The 22,829-nt window shown below is 70.1% G+C and carries 18 protein-coding genes; 9 read left to right on the plus strand and 9 right to left on the minus strand.

The genetic code is table 11. The annotated features are described in order from the left end of the window. Positions 1-8 precede the first annotated feature (8 nt). Positions 9-782 carry a sporulation protein gene (locus ACGFNP_RS08520; RefSeq protein ID WP_358318652.1) on the plus strand — a complete coding sequence of 258 codons (774 nt, stop codon included), beginning with the start codon at positions 9-11 and terminating at the stop codon, positions 780-782. Here the strand turns inward: ACGFNP_RS08520 and ACGFNP_RS08525 are convergent. Then, a complete protein-coding gene (locus tag ACGFNP_RS08525) occupies positions 691-1,698 on the minus strand; it encodes a PIG-L family deacetylase (RefSeq protein WP_358318651.1) in 1,008 nt (335 codons plus the stop codon). The two genes, ACGFNP_RS08520 and ACGFNP_RS08525, sit on opposite strands and share 92 nt — an antisense overlap. Positions 1,699-1,906: 208 nt before the next feature. Here ACGFNP_RS08525 and ACGFNP_RS08530 point away from each other — a divergent pair, with 208 nt between their 5' ends. From ACGFNP_RS08530 to ACGFNP_RS08540, 3 genes are read left to right on the plus strand one after another with little or no spacing between them, the layout of a single operon-like run. Then, positions 1,907-2,947 carry a hypothetical protein gene (locus ACGFNP_RS08530; RefSeq protein WP_358318650.1) on the plus strand — a complete coding sequence of 347 codons (1,041 nt, stop codon included), beginning with the start codon at positions 1,907-1,909 and terminating at the stop codon, positions 2,945-2,947. After that, positions 2,944-3,561 (plus strand): hypothetical protein, encoded by a 618-nt coding sequence (locus tag ACGFNP_RS08535; protein WP_358318649.1) that lies wholly within the window; start codon positions 2,944-2,946, stop codon positions 3,559-3,561. The genes ACGFNP_RS08530 and ACGFNP_RS08535 overlap by 4 nt, the downstream gene beginning before the upstream one ends. Before the next feature lie 10 nt (positions 3,562-3,571). Continuing rightward, complete coding sequence (locus ACGFNP_RS08540) at positions 3,572-4,387, plus strand: inositol monophosphatase family protein (RefSeq protein WP_358318648.1); 816 nt, start codon at positions 3,572-3,574, stop codon at positions 4,385-4,387. Here ACGFNP_RS08540 and ACGFNP_RS08545 read toward each other — a convergent pair. Next, positions 4,380-4,832: a hypothetical protein gene (locus ACGFNP_RS08545; RefSeq protein WP_358318647.1), complete on the minus strand. Its 453-nt coding sequence runs from the start codon at positions 4,830-4,832 to the stop codon at positions 4,380-4,382. The two genes, ACGFNP_RS08540 and ACGFNP_RS08545, sit on opposite strands and share 8 nt — an antisense overlap. Positions 4,833-4,863: 31 nt before the next feature. After that, on the minus strand, positions 4,864-6,036 hold the full coding sequence (locus ACGFNP_RS08550) for an SLC13 family permease (protein ID WP_358318646.1): 1,173 nt from the start codon (positions 6,034-6,036) through the stop codon (positions 4,864-4,866). A 171-nt stretch (positions 6,037-6,207) separates the two neighbouring features. Here ACGFNP_RS08550 and ACGFNP_RS08555 point away from each other — a divergent pair, with 171 nt between their 5' ends. Then, positions 6,208-11,775 carry a TIR domain-containing protein gene (locus ACGFNP_RS08555; protein WP_393316272.1) on the plus strand — a complete coding sequence of 1,856 codons (5,568 nt, stop codon included), beginning with the start codon at positions 6,208-6,210 and terminating at the stop codon, positions 11,773-11,775. Between the two features lie 14 nt (positions 11,776-11,789). On the opposite strand, the gene coaE is transcribed toward ACGFNP_RS08555, so the two are convergent. Together coaE and ACGFNP_RS08565 are read right to left on the minus strand one after the other, a co-directional pair. Beyond that, on the minus strand, positions 11,790-12,392 hold the full coding sequence (gene coaE / locus ACGFNP_RS08560; protein ID WP_358318644.1) for a dephospho-CoA kinase: 603 nt from the start codon (positions 12,390-12,392) through the stop codon (positions 11,790-11,792). Between the two features lie 9 nt (positions 12,393-12,401). Continuing rightward, entirely contained in the window at positions 12,402-12,863 is a 462-nt protein-coding gene (locus tag ACGFNP_RS08565; protein WP_393316275.1) for a GNAT family N-acetyltransferase, read from the minus strand. A 192-nt stretch (positions 12,864-13,055) separates the two neighbouring features. On the opposite strand from ACGFNP_RS08565, the gene ACGFNP_RS08570 reads away from it, so the two are divergent. Next, entirely contained in the window at positions 13,056-14,783 is a 1,728-nt protein-coding gene (locus ACGFNP_RS08570) for an NAD-dependent malic enzyme (RefSeq protein WP_393316278.1), read from the plus strand. Between the two features lie 66 nt (positions 14,784-14,849). Next, positions 14,850-15,041 carry a hypothetical protein gene (locus ACGFNP_RS08575; protein ID WP_393316281.1) on the plus strand — a complete coding sequence of 64 codons (192 nt, stop codon included), beginning with the start codon at positions 14,850-14,852 and terminating at the stop codon, positions 15,039-15,041. 44 nt (positions 15,042-15,085) lie between these two features. Here ACGFNP_RS08575 and ACGFNP_RS08580 read toward each other — a convergent pair whose 3' ends face one another. Then, complete coding sequence (locus tag ACGFNP_RS08580) at positions 15,086-15,793, minus strand: SDR family oxidoreductase (protein WP_393316284.1); 708 nt, start codon at positions 15,791-15,793, stop codon at positions 15,086-15,088. A gap of 59 nt (positions 15,794-15,852) precedes the next feature. Between ACGFNP_RS08580 and ACGFNP_RS08585 the strand changes: the two genes are divergently transcribed. Next, positions 15,853-16,248 (plus strand): MerR family transcriptional regulator, encoded by a 396-nt coding sequence (locus tag ACGFNP_RS08585; protein WP_358318639.1) that lies wholly within the window; start codon positions 15,853-15,855, stop codon positions 16,246-16,248. Between the two features lie 185 nt (positions 16,249-16,433). On the opposite strand, the gene rpsA is transcribed toward ACGFNP_RS08585, so the two are convergent. The 3 genes from rpsA to polA form a co-directional block, all read right to left on the minus strand. After that, positions 16,434-17,918: a 30S ribosomal protein S1 gene (gene rpsA, locus ACGFNP_RS08590; RefSeq protein ID WP_214637589.1), complete on the minus strand. Its 1,485-nt coding sequence runs from the start codon at positions 17,916-17,918 to the stop codon at positions 16,434-16,436. Between the two features lie 199 nt (positions 17,919-18,117). After that, positions 18,118-19,257, minus strand: a complete 1,140-nt coding sequence (locus ACGFNP_RS08595; RefSeq protein WP_358318638.1) for a polysaccharide deacetylase family protein — start codon at positions 19,255-19,257, stop codon at positions 18,118-18,120. 219 nt (positions 19,258-19,476) lie between these two features. Beyond that, a complete protein-coding gene (gene polA, locus ACGFNP_RS08600; RefSeq protein ID WP_393316288.1) occupies positions 19,477-22,167 on the minus strand; it encodes a DNA polymerase I in 2,691 nt (896 codons plus the stop codon). Positions 22,168-22,298: 131 nt separating this feature from the next. Between polA and ACGFNP_RS08605 the strand changes: the two genes are divergently transcribed. Further along, positions 22,299-22,643, plus strand: coding sequence for a hotdog fold thioesterase (locus ACGFNP_RS08605; RefSeq protein WP_358319187.1), 345 nt, complete (start codon positions 22,299-22,301; stop codon positions 22,641-22,643). Positions 22,644-22,829: the final 186 nt, after the last annotated feature.

The following is a 22,829-nucleotide window of genomic DNA, read 5'->3' on the forward strand; positions in this document are numbered from 1 at the left end:
AGAACCCCATGGTGTTTCGCAAGCTGATGGCCGCGTTCGGCGCGGGCGTCGAAGTAGACACGGTGCTGACCGACAGCGGTGTACGGCCCGGCGGGACGTTGCGCGGCGTGGTGCACTTCCGCGGCGGCGGCGCCGACTACAAGGTCGAGGGCATCTACCTCGACCTGACCGCGGTGGTCGAGGTGGAGCGCGGCGACGAGGAGTACAAGACCAGCTACGGCTTCCTGCGCCAGCAGGTCGCCGGAACCTTCCAGCTCGCCGCCGGCGCGCAGCACAGCCAGCCGTTCGAGATCGTCATCCCGTGGGAGACGCCGATCAGCGCCATCGGCGGTCACCCGCTGCACGGAATGCGGCTGGGCGTGCAGACGGAGCTGGCGCTGGCCGGCGCGATGGACAAGGGCGACCTCGACCCGCTGTTCGTCAACCCGCTGCCCGCGCAGGAGCACGTCCTCGCCGCGCTCGACCGCCTGGGCTTCGGCTTCAAGAAGGCCGACCTCGAACGCGGCACGCTGCGCGGCTCGACGATGCCGTTCTTCCAGGAGATCGAGTACTACGCGGGCGGGCAGTGGCGGCGGCACTTCAACGAGCTGGAGCTGACGTTCATCGCCGGGCCGCGGCAGATGGACGTCGTCCTGGAGGCCGACAAGCGCGGCGGCTTCCTGACCTCCAGCCACGACGCCTACAACCGGTTCACGGTCCGCTATGACGACCATCCGGGCTCGGCGGACCAGGCGCTGCAGCACGCCCTGGAGCAGATGGCCCGCCGCCGCGGCTGGCTCTGATCCCTGGCACCCAGCCGCCGGGCGGCGTCGAGCGACCACTCGCGCCGCCCGGCGGCGGCCTCTTGTGAGTGACCCCGGTGATCTTGTACATGCGTTCGAACCAGGCCCCGTAGTGCCAGCCGGACCTGGCCCGGTAGTCGTGGCTCCGGTAGACGCCGAAGATCTCCCGCTTGAGCTCGCGCATCCGCCGCGGCACGTTCGGCGCCCAGACCGTCATCGGGTAGCCCCGGTAGGCCACCAGGCGCACCTGCGCGCCCTCGGCCGCGGCGGCCGCGAAGCGGGCGGAGGCCACGTGGTCGGGGTGGTCGCACATGCGGCAGTGCGGCGGCGGGTCCGGGTCGAGCGTGCGGACCACGTTCGCGTGGTACTTGCGGTAGATGGCCCGCAGCAGCCGCACCACGTCCTCCCGGCGCACGCACGGCCGGTCGGCGCCGCCGAACAGGTGCACGCAGCTCTGGCCCGCCCATAACCGGGTCAGCGCGTCACGGCCGCCGTCGGCGCGCGGGTCGCCGCCGTCCGGCAGCCCGGCGAAGATCAGCATGACCCGTGGCCGCTCGACCAGGGAGTCCACCTGGACGGCCAGCCGCCCGGCCGTCATCATCGTGCTGCGCCACGCGTTGCGCACCCCCGCCAGGTAGGCGTACGCGGCGCGCAGGCCCTCCACGCGGTCCTGCGCGTACACGAACGGATCATGGTGGTCGTCCAGCCCCGCGGTGCCCTCGCCCGCGGTGAGGTAGACCGTGACGCTCGGCCGTTCGCCCCGCACCCCGCCGTACAGGTCGGGGCTCATGAACAGCAGGTCGTCGTCCGGATGGGCGACGACCTGGACGAACCGCTCCCCCAGCACCGATTCGTCGGACGGCGCGGCGGCGAGGGCCGGCGGCACCGGGCACACCGTGTACCCGACCAGCCCCATCGCCAGAGAAACCGCGCGAAAGCTCGATAAGAATCCCCTCATTCCCCACCCCCGTGGGGCAAGCGTAAAGATCAGGCGATCTCCGCGCCTTACCTATTAGGGGGAGATGTCAGGTCATCCCAGGGGAGGAGGCACGCTCTATCCGCGCGCTTGTAGCGGTCGTTACCATGATTGCGGAACTGACTGATCGTCGGATGCGGGGCAAGCGATGGCACGGTTCACGGCGGCGCTGAAGCGGATCGCCCCATGGGCGGCCCAGAACGCCGACGGTGCGATCGCGCTCGGTCTGGCCATCGTGGTCGGCGTGCTCGGCATCATGCCCGACAAGATCTTCGGCAAGGACGGCGACGACGTCCAGAAACAGCTCGTCAGCGCCGCGACCCTGGTGATCCTGGCGCTGGTGGCCACCGCGCTGCTCCGCGACCGGGCCCGCCAGGCACCGCTGGAGGAGACCGTCACCTCCGGCGCGCTCGCCCAGCTGCCCGTGCGCCTGGCCCGGCTGGAGGAGATCGAGGGCCTGGTCACCGGCACCCGGCGGGCACTCGACGCGCTGCAGCTGGTCAGGGTGCTCGGCAGCCGGCAGGAGATCGCCCAGGCCCACGCCGACGCCCGCAAGGACGCCACGAGGTGGAGCTTCAAGGGCGGCACCGGCACCTACCTGCGCGCGGTCACCCTGCCCGAGTGCGTGGCGGCGGCCAGGAAGGTCAAGCGCCACCTCACGGTCAGGATCGAGGTCATCGACCCGTCCAACGTCGAGGTGTGCGAGACCTACGCCCACTACCGCCGCTCCCTGTCCGACGTGCCCGACGGCACCGGCGAGACGTGGACGGCCGACCGGGTCAGGAAGGAGTCGTACGCCACCATCCTGGCCGCCTTCTGGCACCGCCAGCGCTACGGGCTGCTCGACATCGGCATCGGCCTGTCGTCCACGATGACGACGTTCCGCTGGGACCTGTCGACCACCCGCCTGATCATGACGGTCGAGGACCCCAACCGGGCGATGACCGCGCTGGCCGGCACCTTCTACTTCGAGAACTGCGACACCGAGCTGCGGCTCAGCTTCGAGCAGGCGCGGCTGGTGCCACTGGAGATGTACAAGAAGGTGCAACTGAGCGACGAGCCCACGGTCGAGGAGGTGCAGGAGCTGTTCACCCGGATCTCCATCCCGCTGCCCCGGTCCTACGACGACCGCGACGTCGTCGACATCGCCCGCAAGGCGCTGCGCGCCAGGAATCCGTACGACTCATGAGTCATCACGGCGTCTACCAGCAGCTCGCCCGGGGACAGGCCCGCCCGTGGGCGCTGGCGGCGCTGTCGGGCCCCGGCATCAGGGCCGTGCGCCACCCGCTCGGCTTCGTCTGCCTGCCGCTTGAGCGAGACGGCGGCGACGGGGTATGTCTCCATCTGTGGTCGGCCACGTTCGCGCACGCGGAGAGCACCACGTCGGGCATCCACTGCCACAGCTGGGACCTGTTCAGCCACGTGCTCTACGGCCAGGTACACAACGTGCACGTGGAGGTCACCGACGCGGTGCGCGACGCCACGCACCGGGTGTTCGAGGTGGTCAGCGCCGCCGACGGGGACCACATCACGCCCACCGGCCGGACCGTACGGCAGGAGACGGGGCTGGTGGAGGTGTTCGGCCCCGGCGACACCTACACGCTGCCCGCGGGCCGTTTCCACAGCAGCGTCGTGCCGGAGGGCGGCGAGGCGGCCACGATCGCACTCGGCCGGGGCCGTCCGGGCAGCCGCGATCTGTCACTGGGCCCGCTCGGCACCGGCGACCACCACGTGTCCAGGCAGCCGCTGGACGACGAGGAGACAGCACTCGCCGTCCGCCTGATAGCCGCCCACCTGAGTTGAGGGATGCCCGATGGATCTGGATCACGCTCGCGCGGTCGCCGTCGCCGCCGCCGAGGCCGCGGGCGCGCTCCTCGTGGCCGGCACCCGTGGCGCGCTCGGCGCCCGGGCCAAGGGCGGCTCGGGTGACGTGGTCACCGAGCTCGACCTGGCCTCGGAGAAACTGCTGGTCGAGCGCGTCCTGACCGCCTTCCCCACGCACTCGGTCATCGCCGAGGAGTCGGGCCTGCTGGGCGCCGCCGGCGGCGAGTGGACGTGGCTGATCGACCCGCTCGACGGCACGAACAACGTGGTGATCGGCCTGCCCGCCTACGTCGTCGGCCTGGCCCTGTGCCACTCGGGACGCCCCATGCTGGGTGTGGTGCACGACCCGGTCTCGGCCCAGACCTGGTCCGCGATCCGCGACCGCGGCGCGGTCACCTCCTCGGGGGTACGGCTGGCGCCGCCGCACCACCCCTCGCCCCACGGCCCGCTGCTGGCGTGGACCCAGGGCTACTCCGTCTCCAGGAGCGACCCGACCGCGCAGGCCATCACGCACGCCTTGGAGCTGCGCGCCCGGCGCGTGCTGCGGCTGTGGGCGCCGCTGCTGTCGTGGGCGATGCTGGCCAGGGGCGACATCGATGGCATCGTCGGCTACCGGGCCGAGGCGATCGACCTGCCCGCGGGCGCGCTCATCGCGCGGGAGGCGGGCATCGAGATCCGGGCGCTCGACGGCGGGCCGTTCGAGGACGCGTTCGACGGCACGCCTGATGACCGCAGTTTCGTGGCCACCCACCCAAGCGCCATGCCCGGCCTCCTCGACCTGCTGCGCACCCGAGCCGCTATTTGACCTTGTACTTGCACAGGCCCTTGCCGGACACGACCGTCTTCCCGTCCACGACGATGCGGCAGGCGGCGGGCTTGAGCAGACCGCTCGCGTCCTTGACCGAGCCCGACACGACGGACACCAGGCGGCCGACGCGCTGCTCGGCGCCGGTGAGCTCGATCGTGGCCGTCTTGGACCAGGGCAGGGTCGCGTCGCTCTCCGAGCCGTCCTCATCGGCCACGTAGATGATCGGCTGCATCACCTTGCCCTTGCCGAGCACCTCCAGCTTGACCGTACGCGCCGCGGCGGCCTGCGGTTCGCCCGAGGCCGAGGCGGAGGTCGAGGCGGAGGTCGAGGCGGAAGCCGAAGCGGACGCGGCGGGCTGGGCGGCGGGTGCGGGCTCCTTGGCCCCGCAACCGGCAAGCACCACGACAAGACCGAAAAATGCCATCAAACGGTAATTAGCCATGGACCGTATTGTCCCGGATCCTGACGGCTGGTCAGCCAAAAGCGACAAGGGCCCAGACGGTGGTGACCATGCCGACGACCGCCAGCCCGGCGCCGGTGGCCAGGAAGCGGCGCATCGGGACCTGTACGTCGTGGCGGCGGCACGACTCGAACCAGAGCAGCGTCGCCAGCGACGCCCACGGCGTGATCACCGGCCCCACGTTGGTGCCGACCAGCAGGGACAGCAGCCGATCCTGGTCGCTCGACGGGATGACGCTCGCGATGGCCTGGAAGGCGGGCAGATTGTTGATCAGGTTGGACAGCCCGGCGCCCACCGCCGCCGTCCGGTAGGGATCTCCCTCGGCGCCGATCATCCAGCGCATCAGGTCGGCCAGGCCGTACCGGCTGAGGGTGGGCACCACCAGGAACAGGCCGGTCGCGAAGATCAGGAGCTGCCAGGGGATCAGGCTCCACGTCAGCCGGGCGCGGTCGCGCACGAAGAAGGCCACCACGACGACCAGCGCCGCCGCCGAGGCCGCCGCGCCGACCTGGACCTTGAGCAGCAGCGCGCCGATGAACAGCAGGCAGCCCGCGCCCGCGGCGGCGAACAGCACCCGGTCGGCGACCGGCTCCAGCACCGGCGGCGTGTAACGCAGGTCGCGCCGCTGGCCCCGGCGCCAGTAGAAGACCCAGAGAAAGGCCATCGTCACGGCGATCGAGACGATCTGCGGCGCCCACATCCGCCCGGCGAACCGCTGCGCGTCAAGAGCGATCTTGTTGATGCCGAGCAGGTTCGTCAGGTTGGAGACCGGGAGCAGCAGGCTGGCGGTGTTGGCCAACCAGATCGTGGTCATCGCCAGGGGCAGCGCGGCGATGCGCGCTCTGGGCGCCAGCGCCAGCATGACCGGGGTGAGCAGCACCGCAGTCGTATCGAGATTAAGAAATATCGTAATAAATGAGGCGAAGGCGGTACAGAGGAAGAAGAGCGCGACGTAGTTACCCCGCCCCAGCACCGCCATCCGCGCCGCGATGGCGTCGAAGACCTGGGCCTCCTTGGTCAGCTCCGCCAGCACGATGATCCCGACCAGGAAGACGAGCAACGGCCCGATCTCGTCCAGGCTCGCGGTGGCCTCCCGCCACGGAAGCAGCCCGGTCGCCACGAAGACCAGGCCGAGCGCGAGCAGCCCGATCCGGATCCAGTCGAGCACACCGAGACGTCGCCACACCCGACGATGATCGCACAACCCTGTTTATGGCCTCACTTCGTGAGGCGGGCTCGGTCGCCCGATGCCGCCGTCTTCCCCCGTCGCTCTGGTCGCTACGCTCCCGGCGCTCCTCCTCCAGACGACGGCGCTCCCTCGCCTGCAAACGCCGGTCCCACAGGGGATACTGACGGAATGGCACGTGACGGCAGGCCGACAGAGATCTTCGTCAGCTATTCCCCCGCCGACACGGCCTGGGCGACCTGGATCGCCTGGGAGTTGGAGGCGGCGGGCTACAAGACCATGATCCAGGCATGGGACTTCGTGCCCGGCACGAACTTCATCGACTTCATGGACCGCGGCGTCAGCGAAGCCCAAGTGGTCGTGGCCGTGCTCTCGCGCAACTACCTGACCTCGCGCTACGGCCGCATGGAGTGGCAGGCCGCGCTCCGCGCCGACCCCGACAACCCGTCCAACAAGCTGGTCACGATCCGGCTCGAAGACGTACGCCTCGAAGGGCTGCTGTCCACGATCACCTGGGTGGACCTGCTCGGCGTCACCGATTCCGGCCAGGCCAGGGCGCTGCTGCTGGGCCGGGTCAGGGAGGCGATGTCGGGCCGGGCCAAGCCCGAGGCGGCGCCCGACTTCCCGAGGGGTGCGGGCCTGCCGCTGCCCGCGCCGACGCTGCCGCCGCCCGGCGAGCGCTCGCGGGCCCGGCGCACCCCGGTGTCGGCGCCGAAGTTCCCGCCGTCGGCCACCGCCGACCGCGGCCGCGAGTCGCTGACCGTGCTGCACATCGGCGGCCCCCGGTTCGGCCGGGCCCTGCCCGATCCGGGCGAGCCGTTCACGCCCGAGGACATGCAGGCGCGGATCTGGGCGGATCTGACGTCGATGTACGACCGGGGCATGCCACGCCCCGACCTCATGATGGTCACCGGCGACCTGACCGAGTCGGGCAGCCTGGGGCAGTTCGGGCACGCGACGCGGTTCATCACCGACCTGCGGCTGCTGATCGGCCTGGAGCCGCACCGGCTGGTGATCGTGCCGGGCCCGCGCGACGTCACCAAGGCCGCGGCCAGCGCCTACTTCCTGACCTGTGAGGCCGACGACGTCTCCCCGCAGCCCCCTTACTGGCCCAAGTGGCGGCACTTCGCGGGCCTGTTCGGCGAGGTGTACCAGGGGCTGGACGACCGGGTGTTCGACGGCGGCCAGCCGTGGACGCTGTTCGAGGTGCCGGACCTGAGGGTGGTGGTGGCCGGGCTCAACTCGACGATGGCCATGAGCCACCTCGAACGCGACGCCTATCCCCTGCTCGGCGAGGGACAGGCGGCCTGGTTCGCCGAGCGGCTGCGTCCCTACGAGGAGAGCGCCTGGCTGCGGCTCGGCGCGATCGGGCATCCGCCGTCCATCCTGCGCGACGCGCCGACCTACGACCGGGTCCTCTCCCGACGGCTCAACCTGCTCTTCCACGGCACGGGTGAGGCAGGTGAGGCGGCCGTCGCCGCGCCGCGTTCCGGCCATCACCACGTCGTCGAAATCACCAAGAACGGCCTGCGCACCTGGCTGCCCGACACCGACCGCCCCGAGCGCGTCTCGCACAGCTGGCGCTCGGCCCAGGCCACCTTCACCGGTGAGGCGCCGGCCGCCCGCGCCCCCGAGCCCGCGCCGGTCGAGCGCGAGCCGGGCCCGGTGGACCTGCTGCTCGACCGGATCACCGAGGTCTGCGAAGCCAGGCACGAGCGGACCAGGATCCGCCGGTTCACCGCCCACCTGGTCGTCACCCACCCCGAGGACGGGTTCGTCCGGCAGACGATGATCGGCGCGCACGTGGGCGAGCTGACCGCCGCCGAGGCCGACGACTTCGTCCGGCAGGCGCACGCGGCCGACCTCGCGGCCGAGCTGGTCTACCAGGGGTCGCCCCCGGCCAGGACGCTCCGCGACGAGCTCATGCGCAGAGGCGTGCGGCTACGCAGCTTCACCGAGTTCCAGGGCCTGCTCGACCTGTCGGGTTACGTCGCCGAGCAGACGGCCCGGCTCACCACCGACCGCCGCTACCCGCCCAGCCTGTACGTCCCCCAGCGCTACCGCGAACTCGACCGGCCGGGAAACCAGGTCAGAGAGGGCCTGACGGACGAGCTGATGCGGCTGCTGTCCGCCGACCACGGCCGGTTCCTGCTGCTGCTCGGCGACTTCGGCCACGGCAAGACCTTCGCACTGCGCGAGCTGGCCAGGCGCATCCCGGCCGAGCTGCCGCACCTGACGCCGATCCTGATCGAGCTGCGGGCACTCGACAAGGCGCACTCGGTCGACGCGCTCGTCGCCGCCCACCTGGCCGGCCACGGCGAGGAGTTCATCGACCTCAAGGCGTTCCGCTACCTGCTGCGGCAGGGGCGGATCGTGCTGCTGTTCGACGGGTTCGACGAGCTGGTCACCCGGCTCACCTACGACCGGGCGGCCGACCACCTGTCGACGTTACTGGCCGCGGCCGAGGACAAGGCCAAGATCGTGGTCGCCAGCCGTACCCAGCACTTCAAGTCGCACAGCCAGGTGCTCACCTCGCTCGGCGAGATGGTCGGCGTGCTGCCGCAGCGGCGGGTGCTCAGCGTCGAGGACTTCACCCACGACCAGATCCGTACCTACCTGGCCAACCGCTTCGACGACGGCGACGCGGCGGCGGCGCGCATGTCGCTCATGGAGAGCATCACGGACCTGCTCGACCTGGCGCAGAACCCGCGGATGCTGAGCTTCATCGCCGACCTCGACGCCGACCGACTGCGCACGGTGGCCGGCGCCCGCCACACGATCAGCCCGGCGCTGCTGTACGAGGAGATTCTCGGCTCGTGGCTGGCCTTCGAGGAGCGGCGGGCCAAGGTGCCGGGGTCGCCGACCCCGCTGACCACCGAGGAGCTGTGGCAGGTCGTGACGGCGCTCGCGCTGCGGCTGTGGGACTCGGGCGAGTCGCTGCTGGGCGTCGACGAGCTGACCGAGCTCGCCGAGACGCTGACCGGCCTGGCAGGCGGGCAGCTGTCCGCCGAGCACACCGCCCACGCGATGGGCTCGGGAAGCCTGCTGGTGCGCACCGAGGAGGGCATGTTCGGGTTCATCCACTCCTCGGTCATGGAATGGCTGATCGCCCGGCACGTCGCCGCCACCATCGAGGCGCCCCTGGTGCTGTCGCGCAGGCCGCTGTCGGCGCTGACCGTCGAGTTCCTGTGCGACCTGGCCGACATCAGGGCGCTGCGGGCGTGGGTGTCCGACCCGCCCGCCGACGACGTCTCGCGGGCGAACGCCGTCAAGATCTCGGCGCGGCTGCGTACCCCCGCCCGGGCCGACCTGCGGGGCGCGAACCTCAAGGGCGAGGACCTGTCGGCCAGAGACTTGCAGGAGGTCGACCTGACCGGCGCCGACCTGACCGACGCCACGCTCGTCGGCACGAACCTGTCCCGGGCCGTCCTGCGCGACGCCAAGCTGACCGGGGCGCGGCTCGACGGCGCCAAGCTGGCGGGCGCCGACCTGACCGGGGCCGACCTGTCGGGGGCGCGGCTGGCCCATACCGACCTGAGCGACGTGTCCGCCGAGGGCGCCCGCTGGCACCGGGCCACGCTGATCAACGTGACGGGCACGCTGCCACACTTGCCGGGCGCCTCCGTCGTGCCGGGCCAGCCGGTCGAGATCCAGCTCGCGCCCGCGGCGATCGGCGTCCCGTACGGCTACCACTTCCAGACCAGCCGGCTGCCGGAGCCCATCGCGTACAGTCCCGACGGGTCCACCATCGCCGTCGGCAACGAGGACGGCGGCGTGCTGCTGTGCGTCGGCGGCGCGCCCGTACGGACGCTGCAGGGGCATCGGGGCCGCGTCTACGCGGTCTCGTTCGCCGAGAAGGTGCTGGCCACCGGCGCGAGCGACGGCCGGGTCGTGCTCTGGGACGCCCTCACCGGCGAACACCTGCGCGAGCTGCGCGGCCACGCCGACGGGGTCTGGCCGCTACGGCTCAGTCCGTCGGGCGAGCTGGTCGCGGCGGGCGGCGGCGACGGCGTCATCCGCGTCTGGGACACCGCCACCGGCCGGCTCGTCCACGAGCTCGCGGGCCACCAGGCACCCGTCTACACGGTGTCGTTCGGCGACTCGGTGCTGGTCAGCGGCGACTCGGCGGGCGTGGTGCGGATCTGGGACCTGACGTCCGGACAGGTGACGGGCACGCTCGACGGCCACCGCGGCTCGGTCTTCCGCGCGGTCCACAGCCCGGACGGGTCGCTGCTGGCCACCGGCGACGAGGCGGGAACGGTACGCCTGTGGGACGCGGCCTCCTGGACGCTGCGCCACGAGCTCAAGGGGCACCCCGGCAGCATCTACTGCCTGACCTTCGCACCCGACGGCTCACTGCTGGCCAGCGGGGACACGGCCGGGACCGTACGACTGTGGGATCCGGCCGGCCAGGCGCACGGCGTCCACACCAGCCATGCCGGGTCCGTCTACCAGGTCGTCTTCTCCCCCGACGGCCGGACACTGGCCACCGGCGACTCCAACGGCGTCGTCCGGCTGCAGGAGGTGGGCGGTGGCCGGCGGGTCGAGCTGGCCGGGCATCGCAGCTCGGTCTGGCCGTTCGTGTTCCGCCCCGACGGCGAGCAGCTGGCCACCAGCAGCAACGACGGGACGGTACGCCTCTGGGATCCGGCCAGCGGCCAGTGCCAGCGCGTGCTGCGCGGCCACGGCAGGCGGATCTCCTCGGTCAGGTTCAGCACCGACGGCTCCATGCTGGCCACCAGCGGCAACGACGGCGTCGTGCGCCTCTGGGAGCCGCACACGGGACGCCGCCTGCGCGAGGTCACCGGCACCGCCGACCGGCTCATCTCGGCCCTGTTCTCGCCCGCCGGGCCCGTGCTGGCGACCTCCAGCAACGACGGGGGCGTACATTTCTGGAACGCCGTCACCGGCGACTACGAGCGCGAGCTCAACGCCGAGACCGACCACGTGTGGGCCGAGGCGTTCAGCCCCGACGGCACGCTGCTGGCCACGGCGAACGACGACGACAGCGTGCGGATCTGGTATCGGCCGACCAGCCGCCTGGTGAGCAACCTGGCCGACCATCGAGGCCGGGTCCGCTCGATCGCCTTCAGCCCCGACGGCCGCTTCGTGGCGACGGGCTGCGACGACCGGCTGGTACGCCTGTGGCACGTCGAGTCAGGCGGCCGGGTCGCCACCCTGGAAGGCCATACCGACCGGGTCTACTCGGTCGCCTTCTCGCCCACGGGCCGGCACCTGGCGACCGCCGGCAACGACGGCCGCGCCCTGGTGTGGGAGCTGCGCCCCGGCCAGCCGTGGCAGCCGCTCCTCCAGCACACGCTCGACAAGCACGCCGGACGGTTGTGGAGCGTCGCGTTCGACGCCACGGGCGAGCGGCTGGCGACGGGCGGCGACGACCTCATGGTGCGGGTCTGGGACACGGCCACGGGTCGGGAGCTGCGCACACTGGCGGGGCACACGCGACGGGTGTGGTCGGTGGCGTTCAGCCCAGCGGCCGATCTGCTGGCCAGTGCCGGGGACGACGGGGTGGTGATCCTCTGGGCGGGGGCGGAGCGGCGGGCCACCCTGCTGGGCCTGCCGGAGGGCTGGGCAGCGCTCGCCCCGGACGGGAGGTACAAGATCCAGGGGGAGGTTTCCGGGCAGTTCTGGCACGTCATCGGGATGTCGCGGTTCGAGCTGGGTGAGCTGGATCCGTATCTGTCCGGTGTCCGTCAGGTGCCGCTCGACTCCCCGTTCTGAGAACCCCGCCCCGGTCAGCCGCGTCCGGACCGGGTCACCAGGTCGTCCCAGACCTGGCTGACCCTGGCCTCCAGGTCGTCCAGATCGCCCTCGTTGTCGATCACGATGTCGGCGACCGCCAGCCGCTCCTGGCGGGTCGCCTGTGCCGCGATGCGGGCCTTGGCGTCCTGCTCCGGCATGCCGCGATGCTCGGCCAGGCGGGCGATGCGCACCTCGTCGGCGGCGTCCACGACGATGACCACGTCGTACATCGGCGCCAGCCGGTTCTCCGCGAGCAGCGGCACGTCGTAGACCACGATCGCGTCGGCGTCCGCCTGGCTCTGCAGGTCGGCGACCCGCTCCCCCACCAGCGGGTGCACGATGGCGTTGAGCGCCGCCAGCCTGTCAGGGTCGGCGAACACGATGGCGCCGAGCTTCTCCCTGTTGAGCGAGCCGTCGGGATGGAGCACCTCCTCGCCGAAGGTGGCGACGACCCGGGCCAGGCCCGGGGTGCCGGGCTCCACCACCTCACGGGCGATCTTGTCGGCGTCGATCACGACGGCGCCCCTGGCCGCGAGGCGCTTGGACACTTCGCTCTTGCCCGAACCGATGCCGCCGGTGAGCCCGATTTTCAGCACCCGGAAAGCCTATCCGTGATCGGGATCACGGCGCATGTGCACCAGCGTGAGGTGATCGTCCATGCGCTCCCTGCGGGTCTCGCGGTAGCCCAGGCGGCGGTAGAGACGCAGGTTGGCCTCGGACAGATGGCCGGTGAACAGGTCGAAGGCCGTCGCCTCCGGCGTCTGCTCGTGCAGCGTCTCCAGCAGCGCCCGGCCCAGGCCGCGACCCTGCCGGTCCGGCGCCACCACCAGGCGCCCGACCAGGCAGGTCGTGCCGGACAGTTGGCCGCGTACGGCGCCCACGATCCGGGTGCCGTCGGTGGCCTTGAACGCGATGCCGGTCTCGATGCCCTTGCGGATCTGCTCCACGGACTCCAGGAGCGGCGGCAGGAACGGGTCGCCGTAGAGCTGCGCCTCGGTCACGTACGCCGCCCGCTGCACGGTGAGGATCTCACCGGCGTCAGCGGCCCGCGCACGCTCGATCTCCACGCGAGCACCCTACTCCAGCCCTGCGCCCGCGTCATTCGCGTCCCTCAAGGTCTCTTCACGTACGACTCGTGGACCCGTGATTGGTCCTTTAGCTGGAGGTCGGCGTCCACGTGCCCGTCCGGGGAACGGCAGAGAGGAGGACATTCGCCCTGGTATGTCCGGGGCTGTGGTGCTTGCAGAAGGGGGATGACCATGTCGCCGGGGAAGAGGATGCCCAACCTGATGTTCGCGGAGCAGCCGGACGGCAGCTACGTGACGTCGCTACGGGGCCTGGCGGTGCTGCGGGAGCCGCTGCTGAACAAGGGCACGGCCTTCTCACAGGAGGAGCGGGCCGAACTGGGCCTGGAAGGGCTGCTGCCACCGGTGACCGAGACCCTGGACGAGCAGGCGCGGCGGGTGTACGCGCAGTACCGGGTACAGCCCACGAATCTGCTCAAGAACGTCTACCTGGAAGCGCTACGGGACCGGAACGAGGTGCTCTACTACCGGCTTCTGGCCGATCATCTGCGCGAGATGTTGCCCATCGTCTACGACCCGACAGTGGCCGAGGCGATCCGTACCTACAGTCACGAGTACCGCCGTCCGAGGGGCGTGTACCTGTCCGTCGACGACCCGGACGGGATCGAGCGGGCGTTCAAGAGCCTCCAGCTGGGGCCGGACGACGTCGATCTGATCGTGGCCTCCGACGCCGAGGAGATCCTGGGCATCGGGGACTGGGGAGTGGGCGGCGGCGCCGGGATCGCGGCCGGCAAGCTGGCTGTCTACAGCGCCGCCGCCGGGATCGATCCCGGCCGGGTCATCCCGGTCGCCCTCGATGTCGGCACCGACAACGAGGCGCTGTTGAACGGCCCCGACTACCTCGGCAACCGGCATGCCCGGGTGCGGGGGCGGCGCTACGACGACTTCATCGACGCCTACGTCACCGCGGCCACCCGGATGTTCCCCGGTGCCCTGCTGCACTGGGAGGACTTCGGCCCGTCCAACGCCCGGCGGATCCTGGAGAAGTACACCGAGCGCATCTGCACCTTCAACGACGACATGCAAGGCACCGGCGCGATCGTGCTGGCCGCCATGCTCAGCGCCGTCAAGGCGTCGAGGACCTCGATGCGCGAGCAGCGAATCGTGATCTTCGGATCGGGCACCGCCGGCATCGGCATCGCCGACCAGCTGCGCGATGCGATGATCCGCGACGGCCTGGACCACGAGGAGGCCATCCGGCGGATCTGGCCGATCGATCAGCAGGGCCTGCTGGTCGACGACATGACCGGCCTGCGCGACTTCCAGCAGCCCTACGCCCGGCCGCGCGACGAGGTCGCCGACTGGACCCGGGGCGAGCAGGGCATTTCGCTGGCCGAGGTCGTCGAGCGCGTCAAGCCGACCATGCTGCTCGGCACCTCCACCGCCCACGGCGCGTTCACCGAACAGATCGTGCGCATGATGGCCGCGGGGGTCGAGCGGCCGATCATTTTCCCGATCTCCAACCCGACCGAACGGATCGAGGCGATGCCCGGCGACCTCATCCGCTGGACCGACGGCAAGGCTCTGATCGCCACCGGCATCCCGGTCGAGCCGATCACCTACAACGGCATCACCTACGCCATTGGGCAGGCCAACAACGCCTTGCTGTATCCCGGCCTGGGGCTGGGTGTGGTGGTGGCACGGGCGCGCCGGGTCAGTCCCGGCATGTTCCAGGCGGCCGCCGAAGCCGTCGGCAGCCTGGTCGACGTCTCTGCCCCGGGGGCCTCGCTGCTGCCCCAGGTGGACAACCTGCGCGAGGTATCGGCCACGGTAGCGGTAGCCGTCGCCGATCGGGCAGCCGAGGAGCACCTGGCACGCACAACGCTGCGCGACACGGTCCAGCAGGTCCAAGACGCCATGTGGCAGCCGCGCTACCGGCCGATCCACGGGAACGGGCGATAGACCACTTCCGCACCTACCTGGTCGAAGGGACTCGGCTGAACACCGAGACGCTGCACCACAACATCGATGATGGTGACCGCGCTCAGCCCCGTCGTCGGTTACGACCAGGCCGCCCGCATCGCCCACTACGCCCTCGACAAGGGCCTGGCGCTCAAGGACGCCGCACTCCCATGCGGCATCACCGCGGACCTCTACGACAAGATCGTCATCCACGAGCGCCTCACCCAGCCCGGCGTACCAACCCCGGACGGCGACTGAAGAAGGCCACGGCCGCGGGTGCCGTGACCTTCAGGATCAGCGAGTCAGGCCGTGAGGGCGGCCGCCGCCTCCCGGTAGATGACGCTCGGGTCCTTGGACAGCCACGCCTTCACCTGGCGGCTCCAGTCGTCGGCGAGCACCTCGGGCCGGTCCGCCTCGATGCCGTCGAGGGCCGCCGCGACGATCACCTCGGGGGCGGTCTTGTCGCCGTTGTACCAGGCCATCATGTCGGTGTCCGCGGCGCCCAGGTGCAGGCCCGTCACCAGGGTGCGCTGGCTGGCCAGCTCCAGGCGTACGGCGTTGGTGAGCGCCCATTCGGCGGACTTCGCCGCATGGTAGGCGCCCGCGCCGTCGAAGGCGAGCCACGAGAGCGCGGACAGGACATTGAGGATCGCGCCGTCGGCCAACTGGGGCGCGAAGGCGCGGATCACGTTGAGGGTGCCGTAGAAATGGGTGTCCATCTCGCGGCGGATCGGGTCCAGGTCTCCGGTGACCAGGTTCGCCCCGGTCGAGATTCCCGCGTTGTTGATAACGATCTTCACGTCACTCGCCGCGGCGGCCGCGGCGGCGACCGATGCCGGATCCGTGATGTCGAGGTGCAGCGGGATGACCCCTGGCACGTCGATGAGGTCCGGGCGGCGGGCGGTGGCGTACACGTTTCCGGCGCCGCGATCGAGGAGGGACAGGACGAATTGCCGGCCCAGGCCGCGGTTGGCACCGGTTACCAGCACATTTGCTCCGTTTATCTTCATACCGGATAGGCTAAAACCTGACGTTGACGTCAGAGGCAAGTCTTGTGTCGGAGGTCACAGTGCGTATCGGCGAGTTGGCGGCGAGGTCGAGCGTCAGCGTGCGGGCCCTGCGCTACTACGAGGAGCAGGGTCTGCTGAACGCGAACCGGAGCGCCTCCGGGCAGCGCCACTACCCGGAGTCGGCGGCCGACCGTGTCCAGCTGATCCAGATGCTCTACGCGGCCGGCCTGTCCAGCCGGACCATCGCCGAACTGCTGCCCTGTGTCGAAGCCAAGGTCAGCACTCCGGAGTCGCGTGCCCGGCTCGCCGCCGAGCGCGAGCGCATCGATGCCCAGATCGCCGCGTTGACCCGTACTCGTGACCGCCTGGACACGGTCATCGCGCTCACGGAAATCCCCGAGAACGGCTGCACGTGGATCGCGGACCGAGGCGTCACCGCAGAGGCGAGTCACTAGCCGATGATCGCCCCTGCGGAACCTCCCCGAGCATGACCGGCAAGCCCTCACCGCTGACCAGCTAGTTCGCATGACAACCCCGGACAACCTCGGCGGGCCAGCCGTCGAACTCCTTGAACCCTGCGCAAAAGAAAGACCCCGCACCGGATGGTGCGGGGTCCTTCTCTGCTAGCTAGCCAACCAGGTCAGCTCTGGCCACCCGCGAGCTTCTCGCGCAGAGCCGCGAGAGCCTCGTCGGAGGCGAGAGCGCCGGCCGCCGGAGCGGACGAGCCCGAGCTGCTGGCCGGAGCCGCGGTCTCGCCGGTGTAGGACGAGGGAGCGGCCTCGCCCGCCTCGGCCTCCGCCTTGCGAGCCTCTTCGATCTGCTTCTTGTGCGCCTCGAAGCGGGTCTGAGCCTCGGCGTACTGCCGCTCCCACTCCTCGCGCTGCTTGTCGAAGCCCTCGAGCCACTCACCGGTCTCCGAGTCGAAGCCCTCGGGGTAGATGTAGTTGCCCTGGTCGTCGTAGGTCGCCGCCATGCCGTAAAGCGTGGGGTCGAACTCGACCTCGGTGCCGACACCCTCGTTGGCCTGCTTCAGCGAGAGGCTGATGCGACGCCGGTCGAGGTCGATGTCGATGATCTTGACGAAGATCTCGTCGCCGACCTGGACGACCTGCTCCGGGATCTCCACGTGGCGCTCGGCCAGCTCGGAGATGTGGACCAGGCCCTCGATGCCCTCCTCGACCCGGACGAACGCGCCGAACGGCACCAGCTTGGTGACGCGGCCCGGCACGACCTGGCCGATCTGGTGGGTGCGGGCGAACTGCTGCCACGGGTCTTCCTGAGTGGCCTTGAGCGACAGGGAGACGCGCTCGCGCTCCATGTCGACGTCGAGGACCTCGACCGTGACCTCCTGGCCAACCTCGACGACCTCGGAGGGGTGGTCGATGTGCTTCCAGGACAGCTCGGACACGTGGACCAGGCCGTCGACGCCGCCGAGATCCACGAACGCACCGAAGTTGACGATCGAGGAGACGACGCCCTTGCGGACCTGCCCCTTCTGGAGGGTGTTGAGGAACGTCTGGCGAACCTCGGACTGCGTCTGCTCAAGCCACGCGCGGCGGGACAGGACCACGTTGTTGCGGTTCTTGTCCAGCTCAATGATCTTCGCCTCGAGCTCGCGGCCGACGTACGGCTGCAGGTCGCGGACACGGCGCATCTCGACCAGGGACGCCGGCAGGAAGCCACGGAGGCCGATGTCGAGGATGAGTCCACCCTTGACGACCTCGATGACGGTGCCGGTGACGATGCCGTCCTCGTCCTTGATCTTCTCGATCGTGCCCCAGGCCCGCTCGTACTGAGCGCGCTTCTTGGACAGGATCAGGCGGCCCTCTTTGTCCTCCTTCTGGAGAACGAGGGCCTCGACGTGTTCGCCGACCTCCACGACGTCAGCGGGGTCGACATCGTGCTTGATCGAAAGCTCACGCGAGGGGATGACACCCTCGGTCTTGTAGCCGATATCGAGAAGAACCTCGTCTCGATCGACCTTGACGACGGTGCCCTCGACGATGTCGCCGTCGTTGAAGTACTTGATGGTCTCGTCGATCGCTGCGAGGAAGGCTTCCTCGGACCCGATGTCGTTGACCGCTACCTGCGGGGTGCTCGAGGTGGCCTCAGTGCTGGACGTCATGTGTGGAATTGCTCCGAACGCGGACAGAAGTCGATGTGGCGGACGCGCGGCAGGCCCTCTTCCGCATCAAGCCGAGGAATGACGACATCGACGTGACCGAGCGCGAGCCCGCTCCGTCTGAGGCGCGCGCGAGCCCACAGCGCAGCGATCAGCATATGAGACCTTGAGCGTGGGGTCAATCCGACCACCCGGCCACCGGTCAATAGACAACGAGCTGGCCTCTCCGCTTTGGTGCGATATTACCCTGAAGACGCTGCGGGATAGAGATCTTCGTGGGGTCCCCGTCGGACACGTAACGCTCCCCAGGATGCTTGTCCAGCCACCCCAGCCAGTACTGCGAGCACCACTTGCGGCATTCGCCCTTGTTGCCGTTGCTCTGGATGCGCTGGATGGCCACGGGATCGAATTTTTTCGCGTACGGCGAAAGCGAGGGCTCGGCCCCGGCCAGGAAAACTCCGGCGAAGTCATAGGTGGTGCCCTCCCACTTGCCGTGGCGGGCGATCTTCTTGGGGTGCGGCATCGCCCCGAACGGCAGGGCCATGGTGATCGCCGGACCGGCTCCTAACTTCTTCAGCAGCCGTTCGAGCCGGACGATCTGCTCTTTGACCTTCTTCTTCCGCATGGCCGCCAGATTGGGGTGGGACCAGGTGTGGTTGGCCACCTCGAACCCGTGACCGACCAGCCACCGCACGGCCGCCGCCTGTTCCTCGGGCTTGCGTAACCCGAACGGGTCGTGGTTGATCCACAGCGTGGCGACCGGCCGGAATTCGGGATAGCGCCGGGCCACGTCCAAGAGCACGCCGACCGCCGTGTTCGGCTCGGGGTTGCCGCTCGCGTCGAGCCTGAAGTGACTCTCGTGCCCGTCGTCGAAGGTCAGCACGACGGGGAACCTGCCCGCGGGCACCCGGATGTCGCCGGTGGCGAACTCCTTGGCGGTGATCGGCCAGTAGCCCTGCTTGGCCAGCTTCTCCAGCTCCCTGCGCAGCTGATCGGGCGTGCGGTCGATCGAGGCGAACCGCTTCTTGAGTATCCGGTGGTACATCAGCACCGGCACCAGGCCGAGCTCGTTGGCCTTGACCTGCTTGGCGAACTCCGGCGTGGACACCACCCCGGGCGGCTCGGCGACCGTCGGCACGGGCTCGGCGACTGTCGGCACGGGCTCGGCGGGGGTGGGCTGCGCGGACTGCCCGATCCTGGCCGCCGCCGGTGGCCCGGGGACGGCCCGGCCGGAGGGCAGCTGCAGCATCAACCCTATGACCGCCACTGCCATCACACCGATGGCCGCCACCCCGATGTTCGCGATGGCGATGACCCGTGGGTAGGACGCTGACGATCGCACAAGGCTCCCGTGCCAGTCGGTGAAATTTACCCTCAGGGTAGTCCAGAACCCCGTATCGGCCGCTGTTCTCGACACGCCGGACCGCCCTGTTTCATGGCGCCGGGCCGCCGGCCGCCCCACCGTACGGAGATCGATCTGCCCCGGCGTACGGCGATAAACGTCCGGTACGGCGGACCAGAAGTACGGCGGGGCGGAACGAGACGCCCCTTAAGCGGCCCGTCAGTGGCCCGCGTCCTCCCAGGTGCGGCCGACCCCCACGGAGACCTCCAGCGGGACCCGCAGGTGGTAGGCCGCGTTCATCTGGTCGCAAACGAGCCCCCTGAGCCGGTCGAGCTCGCCGGGAGCCACCTCGAACACCAGCTCGTCGTGGACCTGGAGCAGCATCCGGGAGCCCAGTCCCTCCGCGCGCATCGCCTGGGAGACGTTGAGCATGGCCACCTTGATGATGTCGGCCGCCGAGCCCTGGATGGGCGCGTTGAGCGCCATGCGCTCGGCCATCTCGCGGCGCTGCCGGTTGTCGCTGGTCAGGTCGGGCAGGTAGCGGCGCCGGCCCATGATGGTCTCGGTGTAGCCGTCGGTGCGCGCCTGCTGGACGATGGCGTGCAGGAAGTCGCGGACCCCGCCGAACTCCTGGAAGTATTCCTCCTTGAGCGCCCGCGCCTCGGCCACCGGGATGTTGAGCTGCCCGGACAGCCCGAAGTCGGACAGGCCGTAGGCGAGGCCGTAGTTCATCGCCTTGATGCGGGCCCGCAGCTCGCCGTCGATCTGCTCGGGCGGCAGGTCGAACACCCGGGCCGCGGTGGCCTGGTGGAAGTCGTGGCCCGACTCGAAGGACGCGATCAGCGCCTCGTCACCCGACAGGTGGGCCATGATGCGCAGCTCGATCTGGCTGTAGTCGGCCGTGAGCAGCGTCTCGTAGCCCTCGCCGACCACGAAGCCCTGCCGGATGCGGCGGCCCTCGGAGGTGCGGATCGGGATGTTCTGGAGGTTGGGCTTCTCCGACGACAGACGACCCGTGGCCGCGATGATCTGGTTGAACGTGGTGTGGATCCGCCCGTCGTCGGCGATCTCCTTGATCAGGCCCTCGACGGTGGTGCGCAGCTTGGTCTGGTCGCGGTGGCGCAGCATGATGATCGGCAGCTCGTGCTCGGTCTGCGTGGCCAGCCAGGCGAGCTGGTCGGCGTCGGTGCTGTAGCCGGTCTTGATCTTCTTCGTCTTGGGCAGGTTGAGCCTGGTGAAGAGGATCTCCTGCAGCTGCTTGGGCGAGCCCAGGTTGAACTGCTCGCCGACGGCCCGGTGCGCCTCCTCTACCGCGTGCTTGACCGCCGCGCCGAACTCGGCCTCCAGAGCGGTGAAGTATGCGCTGTCGACGGCGATGCCGGCGCGCTCGATCTCCGCCAGCACGGTCAGCAGCGGGAGCTCCACGTCGGTCATGAGCTGGGTGCCGCCGCGGCCCGTCAGGAAGGTCTCCAGCGCCTCGGCCAGCTCGCGCACGGCATGGGCGCGCAGCGCCAGGTCCTTGGCGGGGGCGTCCTCGTCGTCGCCGAACAGCGTGGCCTGCCCGCTGGGCTCCTCCTCGGCGCGCAGGTCGCGGTTGAGGTAGCGCCGGGCCAGGTCTTCGAGGGCGAACGTGCGCTGGCCGGGCATCGCCAGGTAGGCCGCCAGAGCCGTGTCGCAGGTCAGGCCCTTGAGGCTCATGCCCTGCGCCCAGAGCGCGAGGATGGGGCCCTTGGCGTCGTGGACGGCCTTGGGCCTGTCGGCGTCGCCCAGCCAGGCCCGCAGCGCGCCCTCGTCGGACTCGGTGAGCTTGACCGGGTCGATGTGGGCGGCCGTGCCGTCGGGCGAGGCGATCGCGATGCCGTCGATGCGCCCGGTGCCGCTGCCGTAGGCGCCCTTGAAGGCGAGGCCCGCCCGGCCGGCCGGCAGCGCGGCCAGCCAGCCCGCGACGCGGTCGGGGCCGAGGATGATGGTCTCGACCTCGAAGCCCTGGTCGGGCTCCTGCTCGCCGGTGCCGAGCACCTTGAAGACGCGCTCACGCAGCTCGCCGCGGATCTGCAGCGTGTCGAAGAGCTTGTTGACCTCTTCGCGCTCCCAGACGCCCTGCTTGAGGTCGCCCAGCTCGACCTCGAGCGGGACCTCGCGCAGCAGCTCGGTGAGCCGGCGGTTCATCAGCACCTGGGCGACGTGCTCGCGCAGCTTGTCGCCGACCTTGCCCTTGACCTCGTCGACCCGGTCGACCAGCGCGGTCAGCGAGCCGAACTCGCGCACCCACTTGGCGGCGGTCTTCTCGCCGACGCTGGGGATGCTGAGCAGGTTGTCGCTGGGGTCGCCGCGGAGCGCCGCGAAGTCGGGGTATTGGACCGGGGTCAGGCCGTACTTCTCCTCGACGGCCTCGGGCGTGAACCTGGTCATGTCGCTGATGCCGCGGCGCGTCATCAGGACCGTGACCTGCTCGTCGACCAGCTGGAGCGCGTCGCGGTCGCCGGTGACGATCAGCACGTTCATGTCCTGGGCGCTGGCGCGGGTGGCGAGCGTGGCGATGAGGTCGTCTGCCTCGAACCCGGCCTTGGACAGGTGCGGGATGCGCAGCGTGGCGAGGAGCTCGTAGATGAGCTGCATCTGGCCCCGGAAGTCTTCGGGGGTCTCGCTCCTGTTGGCCTTGTATTCGGCGTATTCCTCGTGGCGGAACGTCGGCTCCGACCGGTCGAACGCCACGGCCACGTGCGACGGCTGCTCGTCGCGCAGGATGTTGGTCAACATCGAGGTGAACCCGTAGACCGCCTCGGTGTGCTGACCGTCGGTGGTCATGAGGTTGGCGTCCTTGAGCGCGTAGAACGCGCGGTAGGCCAGGGAATGCCCGTCGAGCAGCAACAGGCACGGGCGGCTAGGGGTCACTTCACTCTTCGGCACACCAGCAGCCTAGTCTCCATCTCCGACAGAAAACCTGAGCTCGAAAGACTGGAGGACTCCCCTTGACGCGGATCGACCCGGCCGATTTCCCGGCGTTGAACGCCGTATACGAAGGCACGCTCCCCCACCGGATGGGCATCGAGTTCGTCGAGGTCAGCGCGGAGCGGGTCGTCGCCCGGATGCCGGTCGCGGGCAACACCCAGCCGTACGGCCTGCTGCACGGCGGTGCGTCGGCGGTGCTCGCCGAGACGCTGGGCTCGACCGGCGCGGCCGTCCACGCGGGCGCGGACCGCATGGCGGTCGGCATCGAGATCAACGCCACCCATCACCGATCGGCCACCTCCGGCTTCGTCACCGGCGTGGCGACCCAGTTGCACGGCGGGCGCTCGATCGCCACGTACGAGATCGAGATCACCGACGAGCAGGGGCGGCGCGTGTGCACCTCCCGGCTGACCTGCATGCTGCGCGATCGCTGAACGCCACGCGACTTTACGTCTCTCTTTGCACACGAGCCCCGTGGGTCGCTACGCTCGTCCGAGCGGAGCCCGCGGGGGAGGCCGAGTAGATAACGTGTAAGGCCGGGGAAGCCCTACATGGTCCCAAAGGTCCCCTTCCGCGGGCTCGTTCACGTTCTGCAGCGATCGTTGCGCATTCGCGCCCGG

Origin of the sequence: Nonomuraea sp. NPDC049269 (genome assembly GCF_043197155.1) — a bacterium.
Classification (GTDB): Bacteria; Actinomycetota; Actinomycetes; order Streptosporangiales; family Streptosporangiaceae; genus Nonomuraea.